Annotated in this window: 16 protein-coding genes and 1 tRNA gene; 9 read left to right on the top strand and 8 right to left on the bottom strand. The window is 47.8% G+C overall.

The window, feature by feature from the left end; genetic code table 11:
• Nucleotides 1–157: 157 nt before the first annotated feature.
• Nucleotides 158–231: transfer RNA gene (locus KWJ01_RS01660), tRNA-Ala, on the bottom strand.
• A gap of 62 nt (nt 232–293) precedes the next feature.
• Entirely contained in the window at nt 294–854 is a 561-nt protein-coding gene (locus tag KWJ01_RS01655) for a C40 family peptidase (RefSeq protein ID WP_224994534.1), read from the bottom strand.
• A 102-nt stretch (nt 855–956) separates the two neighbouring features.
• Between KWJ01_RS01655 and asnB the strand changes: the two genes are divergently transcribed.
• The 4 genes from asnB (at nt 957) to KWJ01_RS01635 (ending at nt 6,893) form a co-directional block, all read left to right on the top strand.
• Nucleotides 957–2,879, top strand: coding sequence for an asparagine synthase (glutamine-hydrolyzing) (gene asnB, locus KWJ01_RS01650; protein ID WP_224994533.1), 1,923 nt, complete (start codon nt 957–959; stop codon nt 2,877–2,879).
• Between the two features lie 140 nt (nt 2,880–3,019).
• Complete coding sequence (locus KWJ01_RS01645) at nt 3,020–4,807, top strand: hypothetical protein (RefSeq protein WP_224994532.1); 1,788 nt, start codon at nt 3,020–3,022, stop codon at nt 4,805–4,807.
• The gene (locus KWJ01_RS01640) at nt 4,804–5,544 is read left to right on the top strand and encodes a hypothetical protein (RefSeq protein ID WP_224994531.1); all 741 of its coding nucleotides are present in this window, start codon (nt 4,804–4,806) and stop codon (nt 5,542–5,544) included. Before KWJ01_RS01645 ends, KWJ01_RS01640 begins: the two co-directional genes overlap by 4 nt.
• Nucleotides 5,545–5,672: 128 nt before the next feature.
• Nucleotides 5,673–6,893, top strand: a complete 1,221-nt coding sequence (locus KWJ01_RS01635) for a VCBS repeat-containing protein (protein WP_224994530.1) — start codon at nt 5,673–5,675, stop codon at nt 6,891–6,893.
• A 145-nt stretch (nt 6,894–7,038) separates the two neighbouring features.
• Here KWJ01_RS01635 and KWJ01_RS01630 read toward each other — a convergent pair whose 3' ends face one another.
• The 3 genes from KWJ01_RS01630 to KWJ01_RS01620 all read right to left on the bottom strand — a co-directional run bounded on the left by KWJ01_RS01630 (nt 7,039) and on the right by KWJ01_RS01620 (nt 9,374).
• Entirely contained in the window at nt 7,039–7,410 is a 372-nt protein-coding gene (locus KWJ01_RS01630; protein WP_224994529.1) for an MmcQ/YjbR family DNA-binding protein, read from the bottom strand.
• Between the two features lie 130 nt (nt 7,411–7,540).
• Nucleotides 7,541–8,158 carry a hypothetical protein gene (locus tag KWJ01_RS01625; RefSeq protein WP_224994528.1) on the bottom strand — a complete coding sequence of 206 codons (618 nt, stop codon included), beginning with the start codon at nt 8,156–8,158 and terminating at the stop codon, nt 7,541–7,543.
• Between the two features lie 109 nt (nt 8,159–8,267).
• On the bottom strand, nt 8,268–9,374 hold the full coding sequence (locus tag KWJ01_RS01620) for an MBL fold metallo-hydrolase (protein WP_224994527.1): 1,107 nt from the start codon (nt 9,372–9,374) through the stop codon (nt 8,268–8,270).
• A gap of 448 nt (nt 9,375–9,822) precedes the next feature.
• Between KWJ01_RS01620 and KWJ01_RS01615 the strand changes: the two genes are divergently transcribed.
• Together KWJ01_RS01615 and uxuA are read left to right on the top strand one after the other, a co-directional pair.
• A complete protein-coding gene (locus KWJ01_RS01615) occupies nt 9,823–10,818 on the top strand; it encodes a Gfo/Idh/MocA family protein (RefSeq protein ID WP_224994526.1) in 996 nt (331 codons plus the stop codon).
• A gap of 235 nt (nt 10,819–11,053) precedes the next feature.
• A complete protein-coding gene (uxuA, locus tag KWJ01_RS01610; protein ID WP_224994525.1) occupies nt 11,054–12,238 on the top strand; it encodes a mannonate dehydratase in 1,185 nt (394 codons plus the stop codon).
• 108 nt (nt 12,239–12,346) lie between these two features.
• Here the strand turns inward: uxuA and KWJ01_RS01605 are convergent, their stop codons facing one another.
• From KWJ01_RS01605 to aspS, 3 genes are all read right to left on the bottom strand, one after another.
• A complete protein-coding gene (locus KWJ01_RS01605; protein ID WP_224994524.1) occupies nt 12,347–12,985 on the bottom strand; it encodes a hypothetical protein in 639 nt (212 codons plus the stop codon).
• Nucleotides 12,951–13,811, bottom strand: a complete 861-nt coding sequence (locus KWJ01_RS01600) for a DUF4747 family protein (RefSeq protein WP_224994523.1) — start codon at nt 13,809–13,811, stop codon at nt 12,951–12,953. Before KWJ01_RS01600 ends, KWJ01_RS01605 begins: the two co-directional genes overlap by 35 nt.
• Nucleotides 13,812–13,963: 152 nt before the next feature.
• Nucleotides 13,964–15,718 carry an aspartate--tRNA ligase gene (gene aspS, locus KWJ01_RS01595; protein WP_224994522.1) on the bottom strand — a complete coding sequence of 585 codons (1,755 nt, stop codon included), beginning with the start codon at nt 15,716–15,718 and terminating at the stop codon, nt 13,964–13,966.
• A gap of 328 nt (nt 15,719–16,046) precedes the next feature.
• On the opposite strand from aspS, the gene KWJ01_RS01590 reads away from it, so the two are divergent.
• The 3 genes from KWJ01_RS01590 to KWJ01_RS01580 all read left to right on the top strand — a co-directional run bounded on the left by KWJ01_RS01590 (nt 16,047) and on the right by KWJ01_RS01580 (nt 17,922).
• On the top strand, nt 16,047–16,628 hold the full coding sequence (locus tag KWJ01_RS01590) for a hypothetical protein (RefSeq protein WP_224994521.1): 582 nt from the start codon (nt 16,047–16,049) through the stop codon (nt 16,626–16,628).
• A 1-nt stretch (nt 16,629) separates the two neighbouring features.
• Nucleotides 16,630–17,094 (top strand): nucleoside deaminase, encoded by a 465-nt coding sequence (locus KWJ01_RS01585; RefSeq protein ID WP_224994520.1) that lies wholly within the window; start codon nt 16,630–16,632, stop codon nt 17,092–17,094.
• Nucleotides 17,095–17,310: 216 nt separating this feature from the next.
• On the top strand, nt 17,311–17,922 hold the full coding sequence (locus KWJ01_RS01580; protein ID WP_224994519.1) for a superoxide dismutase: 612 nt from the start codon (nt 17,311–17,313) through the stop codon (nt 17,920–17,922).
• Nucleotides 17,923–17,967: the final 45 nt, after the last annotated feature.

The following is a 17,967-nucleotide window of genomic DNA, read 5'->3' as shown; positions in this document are numbered from 1 at the left end:
GTCTTTACAACTATCCTTTCTACTGCCACCCAGCTGGATAGCCAGAAAAACTCTGTGCCTATGCTTATCCTTTGTGGCAATAGGACCTAATCCTAGCAGAAATCGACATTCTTTTTCAGAAAAAAAACCCGACAGATTCTGTCGGGTTTGGTTTAAGTGGAGAATATCGGAGTCGAACCGATGACCTCTTCCATGCCATGGAAGCGCTCTAGCCAGCTGAGCTAATCCCCCTTACGTTTTGCACTGGGCGTTTGCCAATTGCGAATGCAAATATAATGGCTCCATCAATATTTTCAAAATGGTCGGCGTGCTTTTACAAAGATGTTTCTGTAATAAGGGCTTAGCAGGTTACTTTCTACCACTCCTTTGCTGCTGCTGGAGTGAATGAACATCACCTCATCTTTGCTGCGCACTTCTGTAACCATGCCTGCATGCGATACCTTGCCTTTCCATTTTTTGGAGGAAAAGAAAACCAGGTCGCCGGGCTTTAGCTCGTAAATGCTTACCGGTTTGCCAAAGTCACTTTGTTCATCTGAGGTGCGGGGCAGGCTTACATCAACAGCACGAAATGAACATACCAGCAGGCCGGAGCAGTCAATTCCCTTTTTATCGTTACCACCCCAGCGATAGGGGGTGCCCAGGTAACTGCGGGCGGTAACCACTACCTGCTCAGACTTATCAGGCGCAGCTGCTTCGGCACGGTTTGGTGTACGGGCTGGTGCAGAGCGGTGAGCGGTACGTTTTTTATGTTTGCCTGGCATCGAAGCTCTGGCTGCCTTCTGGCTGCTGCATGATGCCAGTAGCATGAGCAGCATTAATGTGCCTATAAGGGTACGTAGCTGATAGTGATGCATAAGCCTGCTGTGTTTAGATTTGCAAGATACTATTTTAGGCAACGCACGGTCAAGCCAATTCGTAAGTGAATGCCTGATTTTTTTGGTTATCTTTATGCCACTATGTGTGGGATTACCGGAGCTTACGCTTTTAATGAAATAGGCCGCATCAGCCTGATACATCTTGGCCAGGCAACAGATGCCCTGGCTTTCCGCGGACCCGACGACAGGGGTACGCACCTCGGTTATTTTTGCGGCCTTGGCCACCGCAGGCTCTCTATCCTGGACCCAACACCAGATGGGCACCAGCCAATGTACGAAGAGAGCGGACGCTATACCATTGTCTTCAACGGGGAGATCTACAACTTCCAGGCCCTGCGGCAGGAGCTTGAGGCAAAAGGCTACACCTTCCACTCCGGCACCGATACAGAGGTACTGCTAAAAGGCTATAAGGAATGGGGTGAAAGCATGCTGCCCAGGCTTAATGGCTTCTTTGGCTTTGCCGTTTACGACCAGGAAGAGGAAAGCCTGTTCATAGCCCGCGACCGTATGGGCATCAAGCCAATTCTGTGGTACCGCGATGACGACCGCTTTGTGTTTGCCTCTGAAATGAAATCGCTGCTGGCTTATGGCCTGCCCCGCCAGCTCGATTTTGAAACCCTCCACCTCTACCTGCAGCTCAACTACGTACCTGCTCCGCACAGCCTGCTAAAGGGAGTGCATAAGCTGCTCCCCGGCCACTCCATGTTCCTGAAAGGAGGTGCGCTTACAATAAAGAAATGGTGGCAGGTGCCTTATGAGCCAAACAACCTCAACCCACGCAAATGGAGTTACGAGCAACAGCAGGAGCAGCTGCGTGAGCTGATGGAGCACTCGGTACAGCGCCGCTTGGTTGCCGATGTGCCCCTGGGTTCATTCTTAAGTGGTGGCATCGACAGCAGTGTAATTACCGCCCTGGCAGCGCGCCAGGTAGATAAGCTCAATACTTTCAGCATTGGCTACAAAGACGAGCCTTTCTTTGACGAAACCCGCTATGCCCGCTTGGTTGCCGAAATGCACAAGACCGAGCATACCGTATTCAGCCTTACCAACCACGATCTGTACGAGCACCTGCACGATGTGCTCGATTACCTCGATGAGCCCTTTGCAGACTCCTCTGCAATTCCGGTATACATCCTAAGCAAGCGCACCAAAAAAATAGCTACCGTTGCATTAAGCGGCGATGGCGCCGATGAGCTCTTCAGCGGCTATAATAAGCACATGGCCTTCTGGCGCACGCTTCATCCCGGTATGGCAGAAACTGCAGTAAGTGCCCTTTTACCCATCTGGAAAGCGCTGCCTAAATCCCGTAGTGGCGCCTTATCTAATAAATTCAGGCAGTTTCAGCGATTTGCCGAGGGCATGCGCCTGCCTCTGAAGGAGCGCTACTGGCGCTGGGCCACCTTTGCCAGCAGCGGGGAGAGCCTAAGCCTGCTTTCTGCCAGCAGCAAACAACAGCTCGATCAGGGTTTGTACGAGCAGTACAAAAATCAAATTCTCCAGTACCTGCCCAAGAACGGGGGCATCAACGATGTTCTTTACACCGATGTACAGCTGGTACTGCCTTACGATATGCTCACCAAGGTAGACCTGATGAGCATGGCCAATGGCCTGGAGGTACGGGTGCCCTTCCTGGACCATGAGGTGGTAAGCTTTGCCTTTAGCCTGCCCGCCGACAGCAAAATTAACCGGCAGATGAAAAAGCGGATTGTGCAGGATGCCTTCAGGCCCCTGCTGCCCCCGGAACTGTACCAGCGGCCCAAGCACGGCTTTGAGGTGCCGCTGCTCAAGTGGTTCCAGACAGAGCTGCGCAGCAAAATAGAAGGCCACTGGCTTAAGGATGAGTTTGTGGAGGCGCAGGGCGTGTTTGATGTCAATGCCACCCGTGCCCTCAAGCAACAGCTATTCTCTGCCAATCCCGGCGATGCCCACGCCCGCATCTGGGCTCTTATTGTATTCCAGCACTGGTGGAAACGGGTAATGGGAGAAGTGGGTGTAGGAGTGTAAGGGATCAGCTTCGGATTGCTTTTCTCAATCTGCTGCATAATAGATGATTTACTTACAGCTATTTGCTTAGCCCTGCATTCGCGCCTATATTGTTATGTTTGCCGGGCTAAAAAATCGATAGGCTTCGGCTCATTATATTCATGAAATATATTCTGAAGTTCTCCTTGCTGCTGTGCTTTTGTTTGGCTGCCTGCGAGTTTACGCCCGATGGAAGACACTATGAAGAGGTAGATCCAACTGTGGTAGTTTCCGGAAATATAGACCTGAACCTGGCTGCAGACACCGTTTTTATCCAGGGTAATGTATCGCTTAAGTATAATGTAGCATTACCCGGTAAAACCCTGGTAAGTACCAGGCTGCTTCTGGGAGAAAGGCTGCTGAAAGAAAGCCATCTTCACGTAGACGGCTTCAACTTTATATCTACAAATTACAGTAATGGTACCTACCAGCTAAAGCTTGAAGCTACTGCTAATTCCGGAACCGGCAGCCTTGCAGATGTTATGGGGGCTGAAGGCATAGTGGTGCAGAAAACGTGGGTACTTATCATCCACAACGGGCCTCCTCCTGCTGTGCCTGTTACCAATATTTTTGAAAGAGATGGGCAGCTGGTGATCCAGTGGGAGAAATACAAACTTCCAAATTTCAGGGAATACCGCCTGCTTAAGGAGGGAGGCGGAGGATCAAAAAGTATCGTTATCACTAATCAGAATACCACTGAGTGGATTGACTCCTCCTATGTTGGCAACCTGAAGTTTTACATACTTACAGTGGTTGATCAAAGTAATAAGGAAAGTCCTGATCCTCAGAGGCGTTCTTTCAATGCATCGGTGCCAGCCATCATAAATGCTTACTATAATGATGACACAACCATTTCAATAAGTTATAGCACAACCAAGTTCAGAAATAATCTGAACCAGTATAAAATACGGCGCGATGCTGATTATCAGACTGACTTGGTTACATCTTCAGATCCCTTAAACACGGTTGCTGTTGTACCTTTTAATGGATTTGGTGCCGAAACTGAGTACCACCTCATCACCGAACCCAAGCCTGGTGCTCTCTATACCGGTTATGAGCAAAGAAGTTTTAAGGTGCAGTATGGCTGGGCTTTTAAAAGCTATAAAGACTTTCACTATGGGAAAAGTGCAAACGCTTATTATGGTGTGGTGGATAATAAGGTTGTAATGCGGGATGGCGCCAGTCTTAACATTCAAAGGCAAAAGGAGTTCACCACCAACTATTTAACGGCTTCTCTCCGGCTTGCCGTTTCTCCTGATGGAAAGCAAATTTATGCAACCCGCTACCCGTATATCTGGCAGTTAGATCCTGCCACGCTGGAGGTACTCCATACTTATGCCATCAGCTATATAACTGGAGAAGCAAGTAGTGACGTAAGTTCCTTTACAGTGAGTAACAATGGCCGCCTGGCGATCCAGGAACGGAGGTCATATTACACATACTACTATATCTATGACTTCCAGTCCTCGAAACTGTTGTTAAAACAGCAAACAAACAATTCTTCCGAAGAGGCTGGTATCAGCCAGGACGGGAATGTGTTTTATCATTCGGAAAGGCTTCATGTTTACAACGGTGCTAACTGGGAGGTTCTGTATTCACCTGTAAGGAAGGATCACATTGCCTACCATCCCTCAGAGCCCTGGGTAATTGTTTTTGAAGATCAGACCACATCTGTTTACAGTACCACCAATGGTACGAAGCTAACGGAATTTAGCACCTCCCTGCCATTATCTGATATTATGATTGATCCGGCCACTGGTTATTTGGGAGGCCATTCACATGAGTTTTACCACCTGTATGATCTCAGCAGTGGAAAGCAAATCAGGAAAATCAAAATTATTGAGCAAAGCAGTATTTCTTTACTTAATAACAGACTGTTCAGTAACGATCGCTATCTGCCTTTACAATGAATAAGACAATAATTTTAGCTACAGGCTTTTTGCTGATATTTGGTGCTGCAGTAAGAGCACAGGCCCCGGCAGAAATCAGGCTGGGCGCAGGCTATGGCAGTTATTCAATGGGTGATTTAGAAGCACTGCAGGAGAATAGCATGCAGGGCATAGGTGTTAATATAAAGGCAACAGAGCGCTTCCCCGCTTACTTCAATTACAGCCTTAGGTACTTGTTTAAATCTAAGGTAGACGACCACTTTGGCGTTGTGGCAGAGATGGGATCTACCGGCGGGCGAATAGGATATGCTGATTATTCAGGTTCTTACCGCGAAGACCAGCTTTTGCGTTACAGAAGAATTGGCGTAGTGGTGGAAAGCTACCGTGCATTACCAAAAGGGTTTGATGGCTGGTTGGGTTGCGAAGCGAGCCTGTTGTTCAGTAAACTGATTTATGAAGGAGAAATAAGCCTGACCGGCGCTGGCTCTACGAGTGAGCACTATACTTTTTATGCCTTGGGTGGTGCGGTGCAGCCATACCTGGCGCTGGAGCGGAAAATAGGTTTCATCAGGCTTGGCGCACAGGCGGGAGTCTGTTTAAGCCTGAGTGAGGGCTTTAGCTTAAAAGAAGACAGAAATATAAAACTGGTGAATCCTGGAAAAAGCAGCGAAGAAGTAGTGCCAGGCTGGAGCGGATGGCGCTTAAGCATGTATGTTGGCGTGCCGCTCAGTGCTGGTAGCGGCAGAAAAGAAAATTAAAACAGGTGAGCAGTCTCCTGTGCTGTGGTATTCAAATTTCACTCCTGCTATACTTTTAACCGTTCAAAAGAATCTACTGGTCTGGGAAAAGCACTATGTGCATCTTCCTCTACATCATGATTATTACTATGCGGAAATCTCCATACTTGTTGCTGTGCCTTGCCCTGATTGCTGCGCCTGCTGCTTTTGCTCAAAAGGCACCCCTGCAGTTTACTGATGCCAGCGAAACGCATCTGCCCGGGGCAGTAAAGAAATCCTTAAACTCTATGGATGCCAGGGCGGTAGATATTGATGCGGATGGCGATCTGGACCTGGTGCTTGCCATGGAGTTTGTAAAGAACATCATCCTGATCAACGACGGCAAGGGTAAATTCAGTGATGGCAGCCACCGCCTGCCGTACCTGCCTGCTCCCATTACCCCAAAGCCCTATCCTTATTACCCCTATGGCGATACCGAAGATGTAGCCATAGCAGACTTTGATGGTGATGGTGACCTGGACCTGCTCTTTGTGGCAGAAGACAACCAGACCAACGAGTTTTACATCAATGAAGACAGGGGCTATTTTATCAATGCAACAGAGCGAATTCCGGTTACCGGTACCTCCAACGCAGTGATTACCCGTGATTTTGATAGTGACGGGCTGCCGGATGTAATCATTGGTAATAACGGGCAGAATGTATACCTGCGCAATGCCGGCAAAGGACAGTTCTTAAATGAAACCGATAAACGCTTACCCATCCGTGAGGATATCACCCAAGACCTGGATGTTTTTGACTTTGACAGCGATGGCGACCTGGACCTGATCGTAGGCAATGAGCTGGAAAATTACCTTCTGGAGAACGATGGAAAAGGCAATTTTAAAGATATCACCACCAGCTTTATAGCACCGGAACTACAGGCACAGGGAGGAGAAAGCCGCGATGTGAATTTTGCAGATATAGATGGCGACGGGCAGGCCGACCTGTTCTTTGCCAATGTGTTCCTGTTTCAGAAACAGATGCCCATTCAGCGTATGCTCATGCGCAGGGGCAACAGCTTTGTAGACGAAACTCAACAGCGCCTGGGTTTTACCTCTACCCACAGTGTGCTGGATGCTAATTTTGCCGATTTTGATGCAGATGGCGACCTTGACCTGGTGATGGTAACTTTTGAGCAGCCACGCTTGTACCTGAACGATGGCAAGGGCTTCTTTCAGGATATTACAGCGCAGACCTTCGCGGCAGAATTCAGGGCAATGGGTATGAGTGTTGAAGTAGCCGATTTTAATGCCGATGGCCTGCCGGACATCTACTTTGCCAATTTCCGTGGTCCGGATAAGCTCTTCCTGCAGCAGCCGGTTAATAATTGATTTATTGAGCAGAGCCGGTTCCACAGCCTCTGCAGATGGGGCTGTAGGAGGGGCTTGTTGTTTGCTTTACAGCACTGTAGTCTGGCGATAATTAAATCAGCGCTTTCCCTTAATTTGCTACGGATGCCTGCAGAAGCTCAGCTATTTAGCCCTGTACTTTAGAGTGGAGTTCGTCCAGTTCCTCCCTTACTTTTTTTGGCAGTCCTGCTACAACCAGCTGATAGGAGTGGAGAATCAGTTCCCGCAGTAATTTATCTGGGAGAGAACCATCAAGCAGCAGGGTGTTCCAATGCTTTTTGTTCATATGGTAGCCTGGCAGAATGCTCTCATGCAGCTCCCGCAGCTCCACTGCCCGCTCCGGATCACACTTTAGGTTGATGGAGGAAAAGCTGTCTATATCAGTAAGGGCAAACATTTTACCTTTCACCTTAAACACCAGCGTTTGCTCATCGAAGGGAAACTCTTCGGTTACAGCAGGCAGGCTGATACAGTATTCGCGCAGACTTTCCGGATTCATGGTATTTGTGTTTTAGAAAGATATAGTGCTGCAAAACAGCTTGCTGCACCTTGTGCCGGAATATAAGGAAAAGGTGCTTCTTGCAGCAGCGGCTCTGCCAACATACCAGTGTTATTGCAGTGCCGGGGCTTTACTTAATAGAGTACCTGATAGAGGTCATCAGAAACATATCCCGATATCCTGGTTCAGGTCCGCCTGATGAAACCAGCAGCGGATCGTCGTTCCTGATTGGATGGCCTTCGCCGCTGAAAAGCACAGCGCCATCATAGGTTCTGCGCACCAGTTCGTAGGTAAAGCGTACGTTCCCCGACCAGTATTTGCTGAACCAGAAAGTAAAACCGGCATTAACACCTACGTTTATATAAGGATTGATATCAGGGGAAGAGCTGTATCTGAAATCCCTCTCAAGAGAAGGGCCGGCTTCCACTTCTATATGGGGGCTAAAGCCGTAGGTGAGCAGCAGGGGTATGCTTAGTGTATGTGATTCGGATAAAGCGTAGGGATAAGCCAGGTAATTCAGCTCTGGCTGTAGTTTCACTTTTTCCCGGAGCGGAATTGCCAGGAACATGCCCAGCCCCATGCGGGTGTAGGTGCTGACGCTGCTTTGTTCCCAGCCCTGAAAATGACTTATCTGTGCCCCCGAGGTAAGCCTCACGCCATACGAAAGCTGCGCCAGAACAGGAGTGGCAGACGCAAAAAATAGCAGGCAAAAGATCGGAAGTAAATAAAATCTTTTCCGGACAATCATGAAACGAAAGTGTTTACTCTAAATAAATGAAAAAATAGGTCTGGTAAAAGCAATAATATAAATTATATGCTAAAAAATAATTATAAAAGGCAATAATGGGATTGAGCCTTTACTGGCTGTTCCTGTATTGCTGCCACCATTCGGCGTTTGTTTCAGCTGCAGGAGTAACCCATTCCCCCGGCTTAGGGGCGAGTAGCGTAATACCCGCCTGCTTTGTTTCTTTGATTAGCAGTTCCATAGGCTCGTACCAGCTGTGCAGGGCAAGGTCAAAGGTGCCCCAGTGGGTGGGGAGCAGTATGCCGCCCTGTACTTCCTGCTGTGCCTGCACGGCCTCCTGCGGGTTAAGGTGAATGTTGGCCCAGGCCAGATCGTAAGCACCAATGGGCATCAGTGAAAGGTCAAATGGTCCCAGCCGCTGGCCTATCTCTCTGTAGCCGTTAAAGTAGCCCGAGTCGCCGGCAAAGTAAATCTTTTGCCCACCGAGCTCTATGGCGTATGAGGCCCAGAAGGTATTGTTCTGGCTAAGAAAGCGGCCTGAAAAGTGGCGTGCCGGGGCTGCCGTTATTTTAAAGCCATTTCCTTCGTAAGCTTGCCACCAATCCATCTCCACAATCTTATTATCGGGAATACCCCAGTAGCGCAGTGTTTCACCCACACCCAGGGGTACAAAAAAATGCTTAACCTTGTGCTGTATGGCCATAAGGGTTTCATAGCCCAGGTGGTCGTAATGATCGTGGGAGATAATAACGCCCTCCAGCTCCGGCAGTGCCTCTGGCGCAATAGGCGAGGGAAAGAAACGTGCCGGACCTACAAAGGGGAAAGGTGAGGCCCGTTCTATCAGTACCGGATCGGTGAGCAGGTAAGTATTGCCAGCGCGGATCAGTACCCCTGCATGCCCCAGCCAGTTGAGCTGTATGCCAGCAGTGCTGTTGCCTGCCAGGGGCTGTTCAGTAAAGCGGTAATTGCTGGCAGGTGCTTTTTCCACATCGCGGGCCATATAACGTTTCATCACAGGCCAGCTTTCGGTAATCTTCAGCATGGGGGTTTCTACCGGGTTCAGAAATTTACCATCCTGGTAGTACGGAAGGTGCTGAAAAGTTTCTGCCTGGGGTGGGCGGCCAAAAGGTTTATGCAGGTAACGGACCATAAAAGTTACTACGAGCAGCAAAGCCACAAAGATGAGAATGCCCAGTACAACTTTGCCAAGTTTTTTCATAAGAGGCAAAGATAAGGTACTCCTCTGTGGCAGGGCTACCATTTATGTAAAAGAATGCATAGCAGCAGTTTCTTTCAGATACACCTCAGGTGGAACTGGTTCTTAATAAGAACCTGGACCAACGTGCGTAAAGGATTAGCATCAGCGTCAAATGCTCCTTCATCGTCATCCTCGCGCAGGCGGGGAGCTGTCAGCTAAAAACAGGAATGGTGATTTCGCCTCTGAAAGCAAACAGAGCTCCCTCTTCAGGGGAATGAAGGCTTGAATTTAGCTGTAGAAGATGATAACAGGCAGATTATCAGTAGCTTTAATCCTTAACGCACGTTAGGCCAGCATTCATTTTCAGTTTTAAAGGATCGCTTATGCTGTTTAGGCAGGAGTTAATAGGAGCAAAAGTTGATTCTTCTAGATTTAGAGATTAACATTAATAAGATTTATCAGAAAGCAGATGGAAGAAATCAGATGGGGCATTATTGGCTGTGGCGATGTGGCAGAACGCAAAAGTGGTCCGGCCTTTCAGCAGGCCCTAAACTCCCGCCTGGTGGCAGTAATGCGGCGAGATGCCGAAAAGGCTGCCGATTTTGCGTCCCGCCATGGGGTGCCTAAGTGGTATCACCAGGCCGATGCCCTGATTCATGATCCGGAAATCAATGCCATTTATGTAGCCACACCTCCATCCTCGCACGAGGCCTATGCTGTTGCTGCACTTGCTGCAGGCAAGCATGTGTACCTGGAAAAGCCTATGGCCTTAAACAGCGAAGGTGCCGGCAGAATAGAAGAACAAGCCAAAAATAGTAGTGGTAAGTTAGTGATTGCCCATTACAGGCGTGCACTGCCCCTCTTCAAGAAAGTAAAGGAGCTGCTGGAGAGCCATGCTATTGGCAAACCTCTTTTTGCCGATCTACAGCTGTTACAGCCCCCTAAATCTAGTGTGGTAGCTGCCACGGAAAACAACTGGCGCATAAATCCTGCAATATCCGGCGGAGGCCTGTTTCACGACCTGGCACCACACCAGCTGGACATCATGCTGCATTATTTTGGAGCAGCCGGGGAGGCAACAGGTTATTCAGCCAACCAGTTAAAAACATCAGAAGCCGATGATTTTGTAAGTGGCCTTATCCGCTTCCGGAGTGGTGTTCAGTTCCGGGGACTGTGGAGCTTTGCAGCTCCTGCAGCAGCGGCAGCCGACCGCTGCGAAATTATTGGCAGCAAGGGCAAAATCTCCTTTTCCTTTTTTGGCGAGGCAAAAGTGGTGCTGCAGCAAAATGGACAGGAACAATCTTTCAGTTTCGATAACCCCACCTACATTCAGCAGCCCATGATAGAGCAGGTAATTGGCTACTTTCAGGGTAAAAATGCAAATCCCTGTCCTGCCGGAGAGGCAGTAGAAGTAATGCAGCTGATGGATGCTTTTACAGCTAAGGGAACAGGAGTATTTAAGTAGTTGCGCAGTTAAAGCTTGATAGCTGCTAGTAAACTAAAAACAGCAGACTGAAGCCCGGCAGATCGTGAATTGTTTCCCTGATTTAGGTGGATAAACTACAAATGTTTCTGATTGTAGTGGAGCTAAGCCGGCAGTTATTATTTTTATGCAATGGCTGGCGATCATTTCTTACGGGTAGGTATAGAAGTGAGCAACAGCATCTGCGGTGATACAAAGCAAAAAACAGAGCATTACAATGAGTATGGAACAAACCTGGCGCTGGTATGGCCCCAACGATCCTGTTAGTCTCTCCGACATAAAGCAGGCAGGTGCTACGGGCGTAGTAACAGCCCTGCACCACATCTCCAACGGACAGGTGTGGGAGGTAGAAGAGATCATGAAGCGAAAAAGTGAGCTGGAAGCTGCCGGCTTAAGCTGGTCAGTGGTGGAGAGTATCCCGGTACACGAAAATATCAAGACCCGCTCCGGAAATTACCAGCAGTACATCCTAAACTACCGGCAGAGCATCCGCAACCTGGGCAAGTGCGGTATCGATACCGTCTGCTACAACTTTATGCCCGTGCTCGACTGGACCCGCACCGACCTTACCTACGAGCTGCCCGATGGCTCTAAAGCACTACGCTTTGATACCACTGCCTTTGCTGCCTTTGATCTTTACCTGCTAAAAAGGCCCGGGGCTGAACAGGATTATACCGAAGACCAGCAGCAAAAGGCAATGCAGTACCTGGAGGAGCTAGCTGAAGAAGATGCAAACAGACTCATCACCAACATTATTGCAGGTTTACCCGGCGCAGAAGAAGGGTATACCCTGCAGCAGTTTCAGCTGGTGCTGGATACCTATCGGGATATAGATGCAGCAGCACTAAAATCGAACCTGGCCTATTTTCTGCAGCAGATTATTCCTGTAGCCGAAGAGGCAGGCGTACGCATGGCCATCCACCCCGATGATCCGCCGTACCCGATTCTGGGCCTGCCCAGGGTAGTATCTACTGAAAAAGATGTGGAGGAGCTGCTTGCCGTAGCAGACAGCCCCAATAATGGCCTCTGTTTCTGCACAGGTTCCTTTGGTGTACGCCCTGATAATGATTTGCCTGGCATGGTAAAGCGCCTGGGCCACCGCATTAACTTTGTGCACCTGCGCAGCACCACCCGCGATCATGAAGGCAACTTCTACGAAGCCGACCACCTGGCAGGCGATGTAGACATGTACAGTGTAGTAAAAGCCCTGCTGGAAGAGCAACAGAAGCGTGCAGCACAGGGCCGTGCAGACAGGCGCCTGCCCATGCGCCCCGATCATGGCCACCAGATGTTAGATGACTTGAAGAAGCGGGTAAACCCCGGCTACTCTGCCATCGGCCGCCTTAGAGGGTTGGCAGAACTAAGAGGTTTGGAGTTGGGGATTAGCAGGGGGATGAAATGATTTTGGCCTTTTTTGGCACGAAGTTAGTATCTAAATATGATCTACAAGTTACATTGTAGGAGGTAAGCAGATAGGAGTTTCCTGTGGAGATTTGAGCATTTAACAATTCTACTTGTTCAGCCTTTTTTTAATTATTACGCTTAGATGGTGCCCTTGCCCAAACATAAAAACATTCAGAATAGTCTTTGGAATAAGAAACAAGGAATAGAGGAATAATAATAATAGAAGAAAGATTGTTAAATAATTTACCAATGTAGAAACTGGGGCATTAAGAACAATTTGTTTGGAGGTTAGCTTCAATGATAAAGCTAGTTTAATAATATATCCAAATGATAAACAAAAACTTTGTACTAACACACTCCATGTGAATACAGCAATAATTCTTTGAAAAAGTGAAGGTTTGAATAGCTTTTCGCCACTAATTTCAAGATTGGATAATGATTCTAAATATTCTTGATTGCCAAATGCTACAATAATAGTGAGGCCAGCTAAGGTAAAACCTAGTAGATTGGGTAAAAGGCTTACCGTTGTTTCTGTAATTTCACTAAGAATAGTGTAGCTATTTAGGTTTTGTGTAAAAGATATAATGCAATAACAGATTGTGAAGGCTATAGAAAGTATTAAAGGACTTTTGCTTAAAGAAACTAAATCTTTTGGGTTTAAAATATATAAGAGATTTATCAAACTGCCCTTGTGCAGACTTTTTATATCTTTACCCTCTTTGTAAGCCATTTCTAAGTCTTTCAATTAGTTGTGACGCAACTGATACTGCAAAACTAAACCTGTCTTTTCTTGTATTAACTTTTGCCTTATCGACCCTTGGATATTCAGATGTGTGAATAGTTTCTTTTCTGCCAGATTCATTTACAATCTTAGCATCAACAGACCCATTGTTTTGAGCAAGTTCTAATGTTCCTTTTACTAGTTTATTATTTACGTTAATATTATTGGATTCGTCAGCTACTGCTTTATAAGAGAATTCTTGAATATTTGCGTCCTTCAACATTTTATCCATCCATTCTTCATATCCCTCACTAAAATCATCATTTGTATATGAAATGTTTACATTGAGGCGTTCAACTTTCTTTGCACTATATATTCTGTCAAAAATGTCTGACGACTGTTCTATATTAATTATAATTTTTGAACCTTCTGGATTAGCATAATTTAGCCCATCATTTAAAAACTTTAGTACACTATTAGGATTTATTGAGGGATCTCTTCTAACAGAGAACCTGTGGCAAGAAGGAACAAAAACGAATTCGGTTTCTTTTGAGTTAGGAAAAAGGTTTCTTGGGATTTCATAATTTTCAATCTCCATTGTGTCAAAATTGAACCAGTGGTTACCTTCTATCCATGTAAACTTGGTGAGATTTCCATATAGTATTATCTCTCCATTCAAAGTTGTTTCAGACAAAGACCTAATAATTAGATGGCTATCACCTCTCGTTTTGATCTTGATTTTATTCTTATATAGCTCATGGATTAAATTAGCATATGAATCTGGACCTTTCAGATTTGAATACTCTTTTATATTAAAAGTATAATAAGAAACTTCAAATGTTCTCTCCATTAGGTTGAATTTGTATTATATGGGTTTCCAATATAGCAATACTTCGGTACTGTTAATAACATTTGATACCTTTTTAAGATGCGTTCAATAAAAGAAAGCCAGCTTCTGTTTAAGGAGCTGGCTTTCTTTTTAATCAATGATCGATAAGAAGATTAACTACTCCTCTTCACCGCCAGCTCCAACTCCCTTAACTGTTCGTCGGAGATAGTTGATGGCGTGTCGATCATAACGTCGCGGCCGCTGTTGTTTTTCGGGAAAGCGATAAAATCGCGGATGCTTTGCTGGCCACCCATTAAGGAGCAGAGGCGGTCGAAGCCGAAGGCAATGCCACCGTGCGGAGGAGCACCGTATTCAAAGGCCTCCATCAGGAAGCCGAACTGTTTGCGGGCTTCATCTTCGCTAAAGCCCAGCAGCTTGAACATGCGCGCCTGTGTGGCCCTATCGTGGATACGGATGGAGCCGCCGCCAATTTCCACGCCGTTCATGGCCAGGTCGTAGGCATTTGCGCGTACAGCGCCCGGATCGCTCTCCAGCTTCTCCATGTCTTCGGGCTTGGGCGAGGTAAAGGGGTGGTGCATGGCGTGGTAGCGCTTGGTTTCCTCATCCCACTCCAGCAGCGGGAAGTCCAGCACCCAGAGGGGCTTGAACTCATCGTTTTTGCGCAGACCCAGCTCGTTGCCCAGGTGCAGACGCAGCTCGCTTAGTGCTTTGCGGGTTTTATCGGCATCGCCGCTTAATACCAGCAGCAGGTCGCCGGGCTGGGCGTTCATTTTCTGTGCCCAGGCCTTCAGGTCTTCTTCTGCATAGAACTTGTCTACGCTTGATTTTAAAGTGCCATCGCTGTTGTAGCGTACCCACACCAGGCCTTTCATGCCTATTTGCGGGCGCTTTACATAGTCGGTAAGGGCATCCAGCTGCTTGCGCGTGTATTCGGCAATGCCGGGAGCGGCAATGCCTACCACCAGCTCCGACTGGTCGAATACCTGGAATCCTTTGTTCTGGGCCACATCATTCAGCTCGGTAAACTCCATACCGAAACGGATGTCGGGCTTATCGGAACCGTAGCGGCGCATGGCTTCGGCATAGGTCATGCGGGGCACTTCACCAATATCGATGCCTTTAACGGTCTGGAACAGGTGGCGGATCAGGCCCTCGAAGGTATTGAGTATATCTTCCTGGGTAACGAAAGCCATTTCGCAGTCTATCTGGGTAAACTCCGGCTGGCGGTCGGCACGCAGGTCTTCGTCGCGGAAGCACTTCACGATCTGGAAGTAGCGGTCAAAACCGCTTACCATTAACAGCTGCTTAAAGGTTTGGGGCGACTGGGGCAGGGCGTAAAACTCACCCGGGTTCATGCGGCTGGGCACTACAAAGTCGCGGGCACCTTCTGGTGTGCTTTTGATGAGCACAGGGGTTTCTACCTCTATAAACAGCTGGCTGTCGAGATAGCGGCGGGTTTCCTGGGCCAGTTTGTGGCGCAGAATGAGGTTGTTGCGCACAGGCGTGCGGCGCAGGTCCAGGTAGCGGTACCTGGCACGCAGGTCTTCACCACCGTCGGTTTCATCTTCGATCAGGAAAGGAGGTGTTTTGGCCTTGTTCAGTACCACCAGCTCCTTTACCCGTATTTCAATATCGCCCGTAGGCATATTAGGGTTTTTGTTGTAGCGCTCAATTACCTCGCCGCTTACCTGCAGCACCCATTCGCGGCCTACCTCGGCAGCCTTTTGCAGCAGTTGCGGGTCAGATTTGCCCTCTTCAAAAATAAGCTGTGTGAGGCCCCAGCGGTCGCGGAGGTCTATCCAGATCACAGAGCCTTTGTTGCGGATGGTTTGAGCCCAGCCGCTAAGGGTAACTTCTTTTCCTTTATCTTCGAGGCGAAGCTCGCCATTGGTGTGGGTGCGTAGCATAATATAGCGCTATTATTTCGTAGGGCTCAAAAATAAGTGATTAGGAGCAGAAACGTAAAGCAAAGCGCATAAATACAGTAGTAGCGCTAAAGAATTTGGCCTGGAGTTTGTGTGTTTTAGTCAGCATACTGGCGCAGGCAGCGTACTGCTTTAGGCAATGTACTGCCTTAGGCAAGGCACTGCCTCGGGCAGCATACTGCCAAAGGCCTCCAGCAGGAATACTGGCTGCTGATGGTTGTTGTGGGAGCAGGGCTTGGGCAGCAGGTGCCAGCGCCCGATTACTTTGATAAAACAGATGAATTTCAGAAGAAACAGCTAATTTTGCATTATGAAAAGAATACAGGTGTTATGGCTGGTGTTGTTAGCGCTGGTGTTTACCTATACAGCCTCTGCACAGGATGCTAAGCTGAAGAAGACAAAGCTGCATGATGCGATTACCGTATCACTGCCCCAGGATTTTGCTCCGGTAAGCGAGCAGGAGATGATGGCGAAGCATGTATCATCACGCAAGCCGGTGGCGCTCTATACCAACCCCAGCAAGCAGGTCGATTTTAGTGTAAACCTCTCAACCACCCAATGGCAGCATTTCGATTTGCCGCTGGTAAAGGATTTCTACAAAGCTTCGCTCTCTACGCTTTACAGCGATATGAAGTGGATGAAAGAAGAGATACAGGAAATTAAAGGGATCCCTTTTGCTATTTTTGAATATGTAGGCACGGTGGCAGATGAAGAGCAGGAAAATACCATCAAGCAAACAAAACCAATGCAGGTGTACACCCACATTGCTTATGGACTTGTAAATGGCAAGGTTGTGGTATTTACATTTACGGCTCCGGCTAATCAGCAGCAGCAGTGGGCACCGGTTGCCGAAGCAGTAATGGAATCTATCAGACTTAAGAAAACACTATAGCATGTTACAGGTTAATACTGATGAGCAGTTTATGCGGGAGGCCTTAAAACAGGCCTCTTATGCTGCTCAGGAGGGGGAGATACCTGTAGGAGCAGTGGTGGTAAGCCGCGGGCGCATTATTGCCAGGGCTTATAACCAGACTGAGCGTTTGCAGGATGTAACCGCCCATGCCGAAATGCTGGCCATTACAGCCGCAGCCAACTACCTGGGCGCAAAATACCTCCAGGATTGTACCTTGTATGTAACGCTGGAGCCCTGCCCCATGTGTGCAGGTGCCCTGTACTGGTCGCAGGTGAGCAGAATTGTTTGGGGAGCGGGCGATGACAAACGCGGTTTTGCTCAGCTGGGCGTACCCATGCTGCACCCGAAAACAGAAGTAAAGGAGGGTGTAATGGCAGCTGAATGCCGGGCGTTGCTTGATGAATTTTTTATGAAATTGCGGAAGAACGGACGCGGCTCCCTCTAGCTACAGGATTTAGAATTATTGAATAACAGCATAAAAAGAGTGTTTTGTGATTAAGTGACAGATACTCTTGGTTTTATGGAGATTCGCTTGAGGACCTGTTCTTAATGATGTAGATTCTTGATAGTTATTTAATATTCTATAACTATTCCCGATACCAGATACTTTGTACCTTGTACACAATTAACATTGTTTAACCTTTAAATACCTTTTTAAACTATGGCATTCGAATTACCTAACCTGCCGTACCCATCAAATGCGCTGGAACCAAACATTGACCAGCAAACCATGGAGATTCACCACGGCCGCCACCACAAAGGCTACACCGACAACCTGAACAAAGCAATTCAGGGAACTGATATGGAAAATAAATCCATAGAAGAAATCCTGAAGAACGTAAGTGGCAACAATGCCGTGCGTAACAATGGCGGTGGCTACTACAACCACAACCTGTTCTGGGAAGTAATGAGCCCGAATGGCGGTGGCCAGCCTACCGGCGCTGTGGCAGAAGCCATCAACAAAAAGTGGGGATCTTTCGATAAGTTCAAGGAAGAGTTCTCTAATGCAGCGGCTACCCGTTTTGGCTCTGGCTGGGCATGGCTGATTGTAACCCCAAATGGTGAAGTAGATGTAACCTCTACTCAAAACCAGGACAACCCGCTGATGGATGTAGCCGAGAAAAAAGGCACTCCAATTTTGGGTCTTGATGTGTGGGAACATGCCTACTACCTCAAGTACCAGAACAAGCGTGTTGATTACGTTGGCAACTGGTGGAATGTGGTAAACTGGGAAGCAGTAAACCGCCGCTTTGAGCAGGCACGCAAAAAATAGTCGATAAACTGTTATCTGCCTACGATAAGCGGCAGACTATCGAAA

The organism is Cesiribacter sp. SM1, from assembly GCF_020178975.1.
Lineage (GTDB): Bacteria > Bacteroidota > Bacteroidia > Cytophagales > Cyclobacteriaceae > Cesiribacter.
The sequence above is the reverse complement of the archived record's forward strand: the minus strand, read 5'-3'. Positions and strand labels throughout refer to the sequence as shown.

Coding starts and splice junctions, on each gene's coding strand:
- KWJ01_RS01585 (WP_224994520.1), top strand. CDS start 16,630: ATGTTACAGGTTAATACTGATGAGCAGTTTATGCGGGAGGCCTTAAAA.
- KWJ01_RS01655 (WP_224994534.1), bottom strand. CDS start 854: ATGCATCACTATCAGCTACGTACCCTTATAGGCACATTAATGCTGCTC.
- KWJ01_RS01580 (WP_224994519.1), top strand. CDS start 17,311: ATGGCATTCGAATTACCTAACCTGCCGTACCCATCAAATGCGCTGGAA.
- KWJ01_RS01590 (WP_224994521.1), top strand. CDS start 16,047: ATGAAAAGAATACAGGTGTTATGGCTGGTGTTGTTAGCGCTGGTGTTT.
- KWJ01_RS01625 (WP_224994528.1), bottom strand. CDS start 8,158: ATGATTGTCCGGAAAAGATTTTATTTACTTCCGATCTTTTGCCTGCTA.
- KWJ01_RS01640 (WP_224994531.1), top strand. CDS start 4,804: ATGAATAAGACAATAATTTTAGCTACAGGCTTTTTGCTGATATTTGGT.
- asnB (WP_224994533.1), top strand. CDS start 957: ATGTGTGGGATTACCGGAGCTTACGCTTTTAATGAAATAGGCCGCATC.
- KWJ01_RS01600 (WP_224994523.1), bottom strand. CDS start 13,811: ATGGAGAGAACATTTGAAGTTTCTTATTATACTTTTAATATAAAAGAG.
- KWJ01_RS01620 (WP_224994527.1), bottom strand. CDS start 9,374: ATGAAAAAACTTGGCAAAGTTGTACTGGGCATTCTCATCTTTGTGGCT.
- aspS (WP_224994522.1), bottom strand. CDS start 15,718: ATGCTACGCACCCACACCAATGGCGAGCTTCGCCTCGAAGATAAAGGA.
- KWJ01_RS01645 (WP_224994532.1), top strand. CDS start 3,020: ATGAAATATATTCTGAAGTTCTCCTTGCTGCTGTGCTTTTGTTTGGCT.
- KWJ01_RS01630 (WP_224994529.1), bottom strand. CDS start 7,410: ATGAATCCGGAAAGTCTGCGCGAATACTGTATCAGCCTGCCTGCTGTA.
- uxuA (WP_224994525.1), top strand. CDS start 11,054: ATGAGTATGGAACAAACCTGGCGCTGGTATGGCCCCAACGATCCTGTT.
- KWJ01_RS01635 (WP_224994530.1), top strand. CDS start 5,673: ATGCGGAAATCTCCATACTTGTTGCTGTGCCTTGCCCTGATTGCTGCG.
- KWJ01_RS01615 (WP_224994526.1), top strand. CDS start 9,823: ATGGAAGAAATCAGATGGGGCATTATTGGCTGTGGCGATGTGGCAGAA.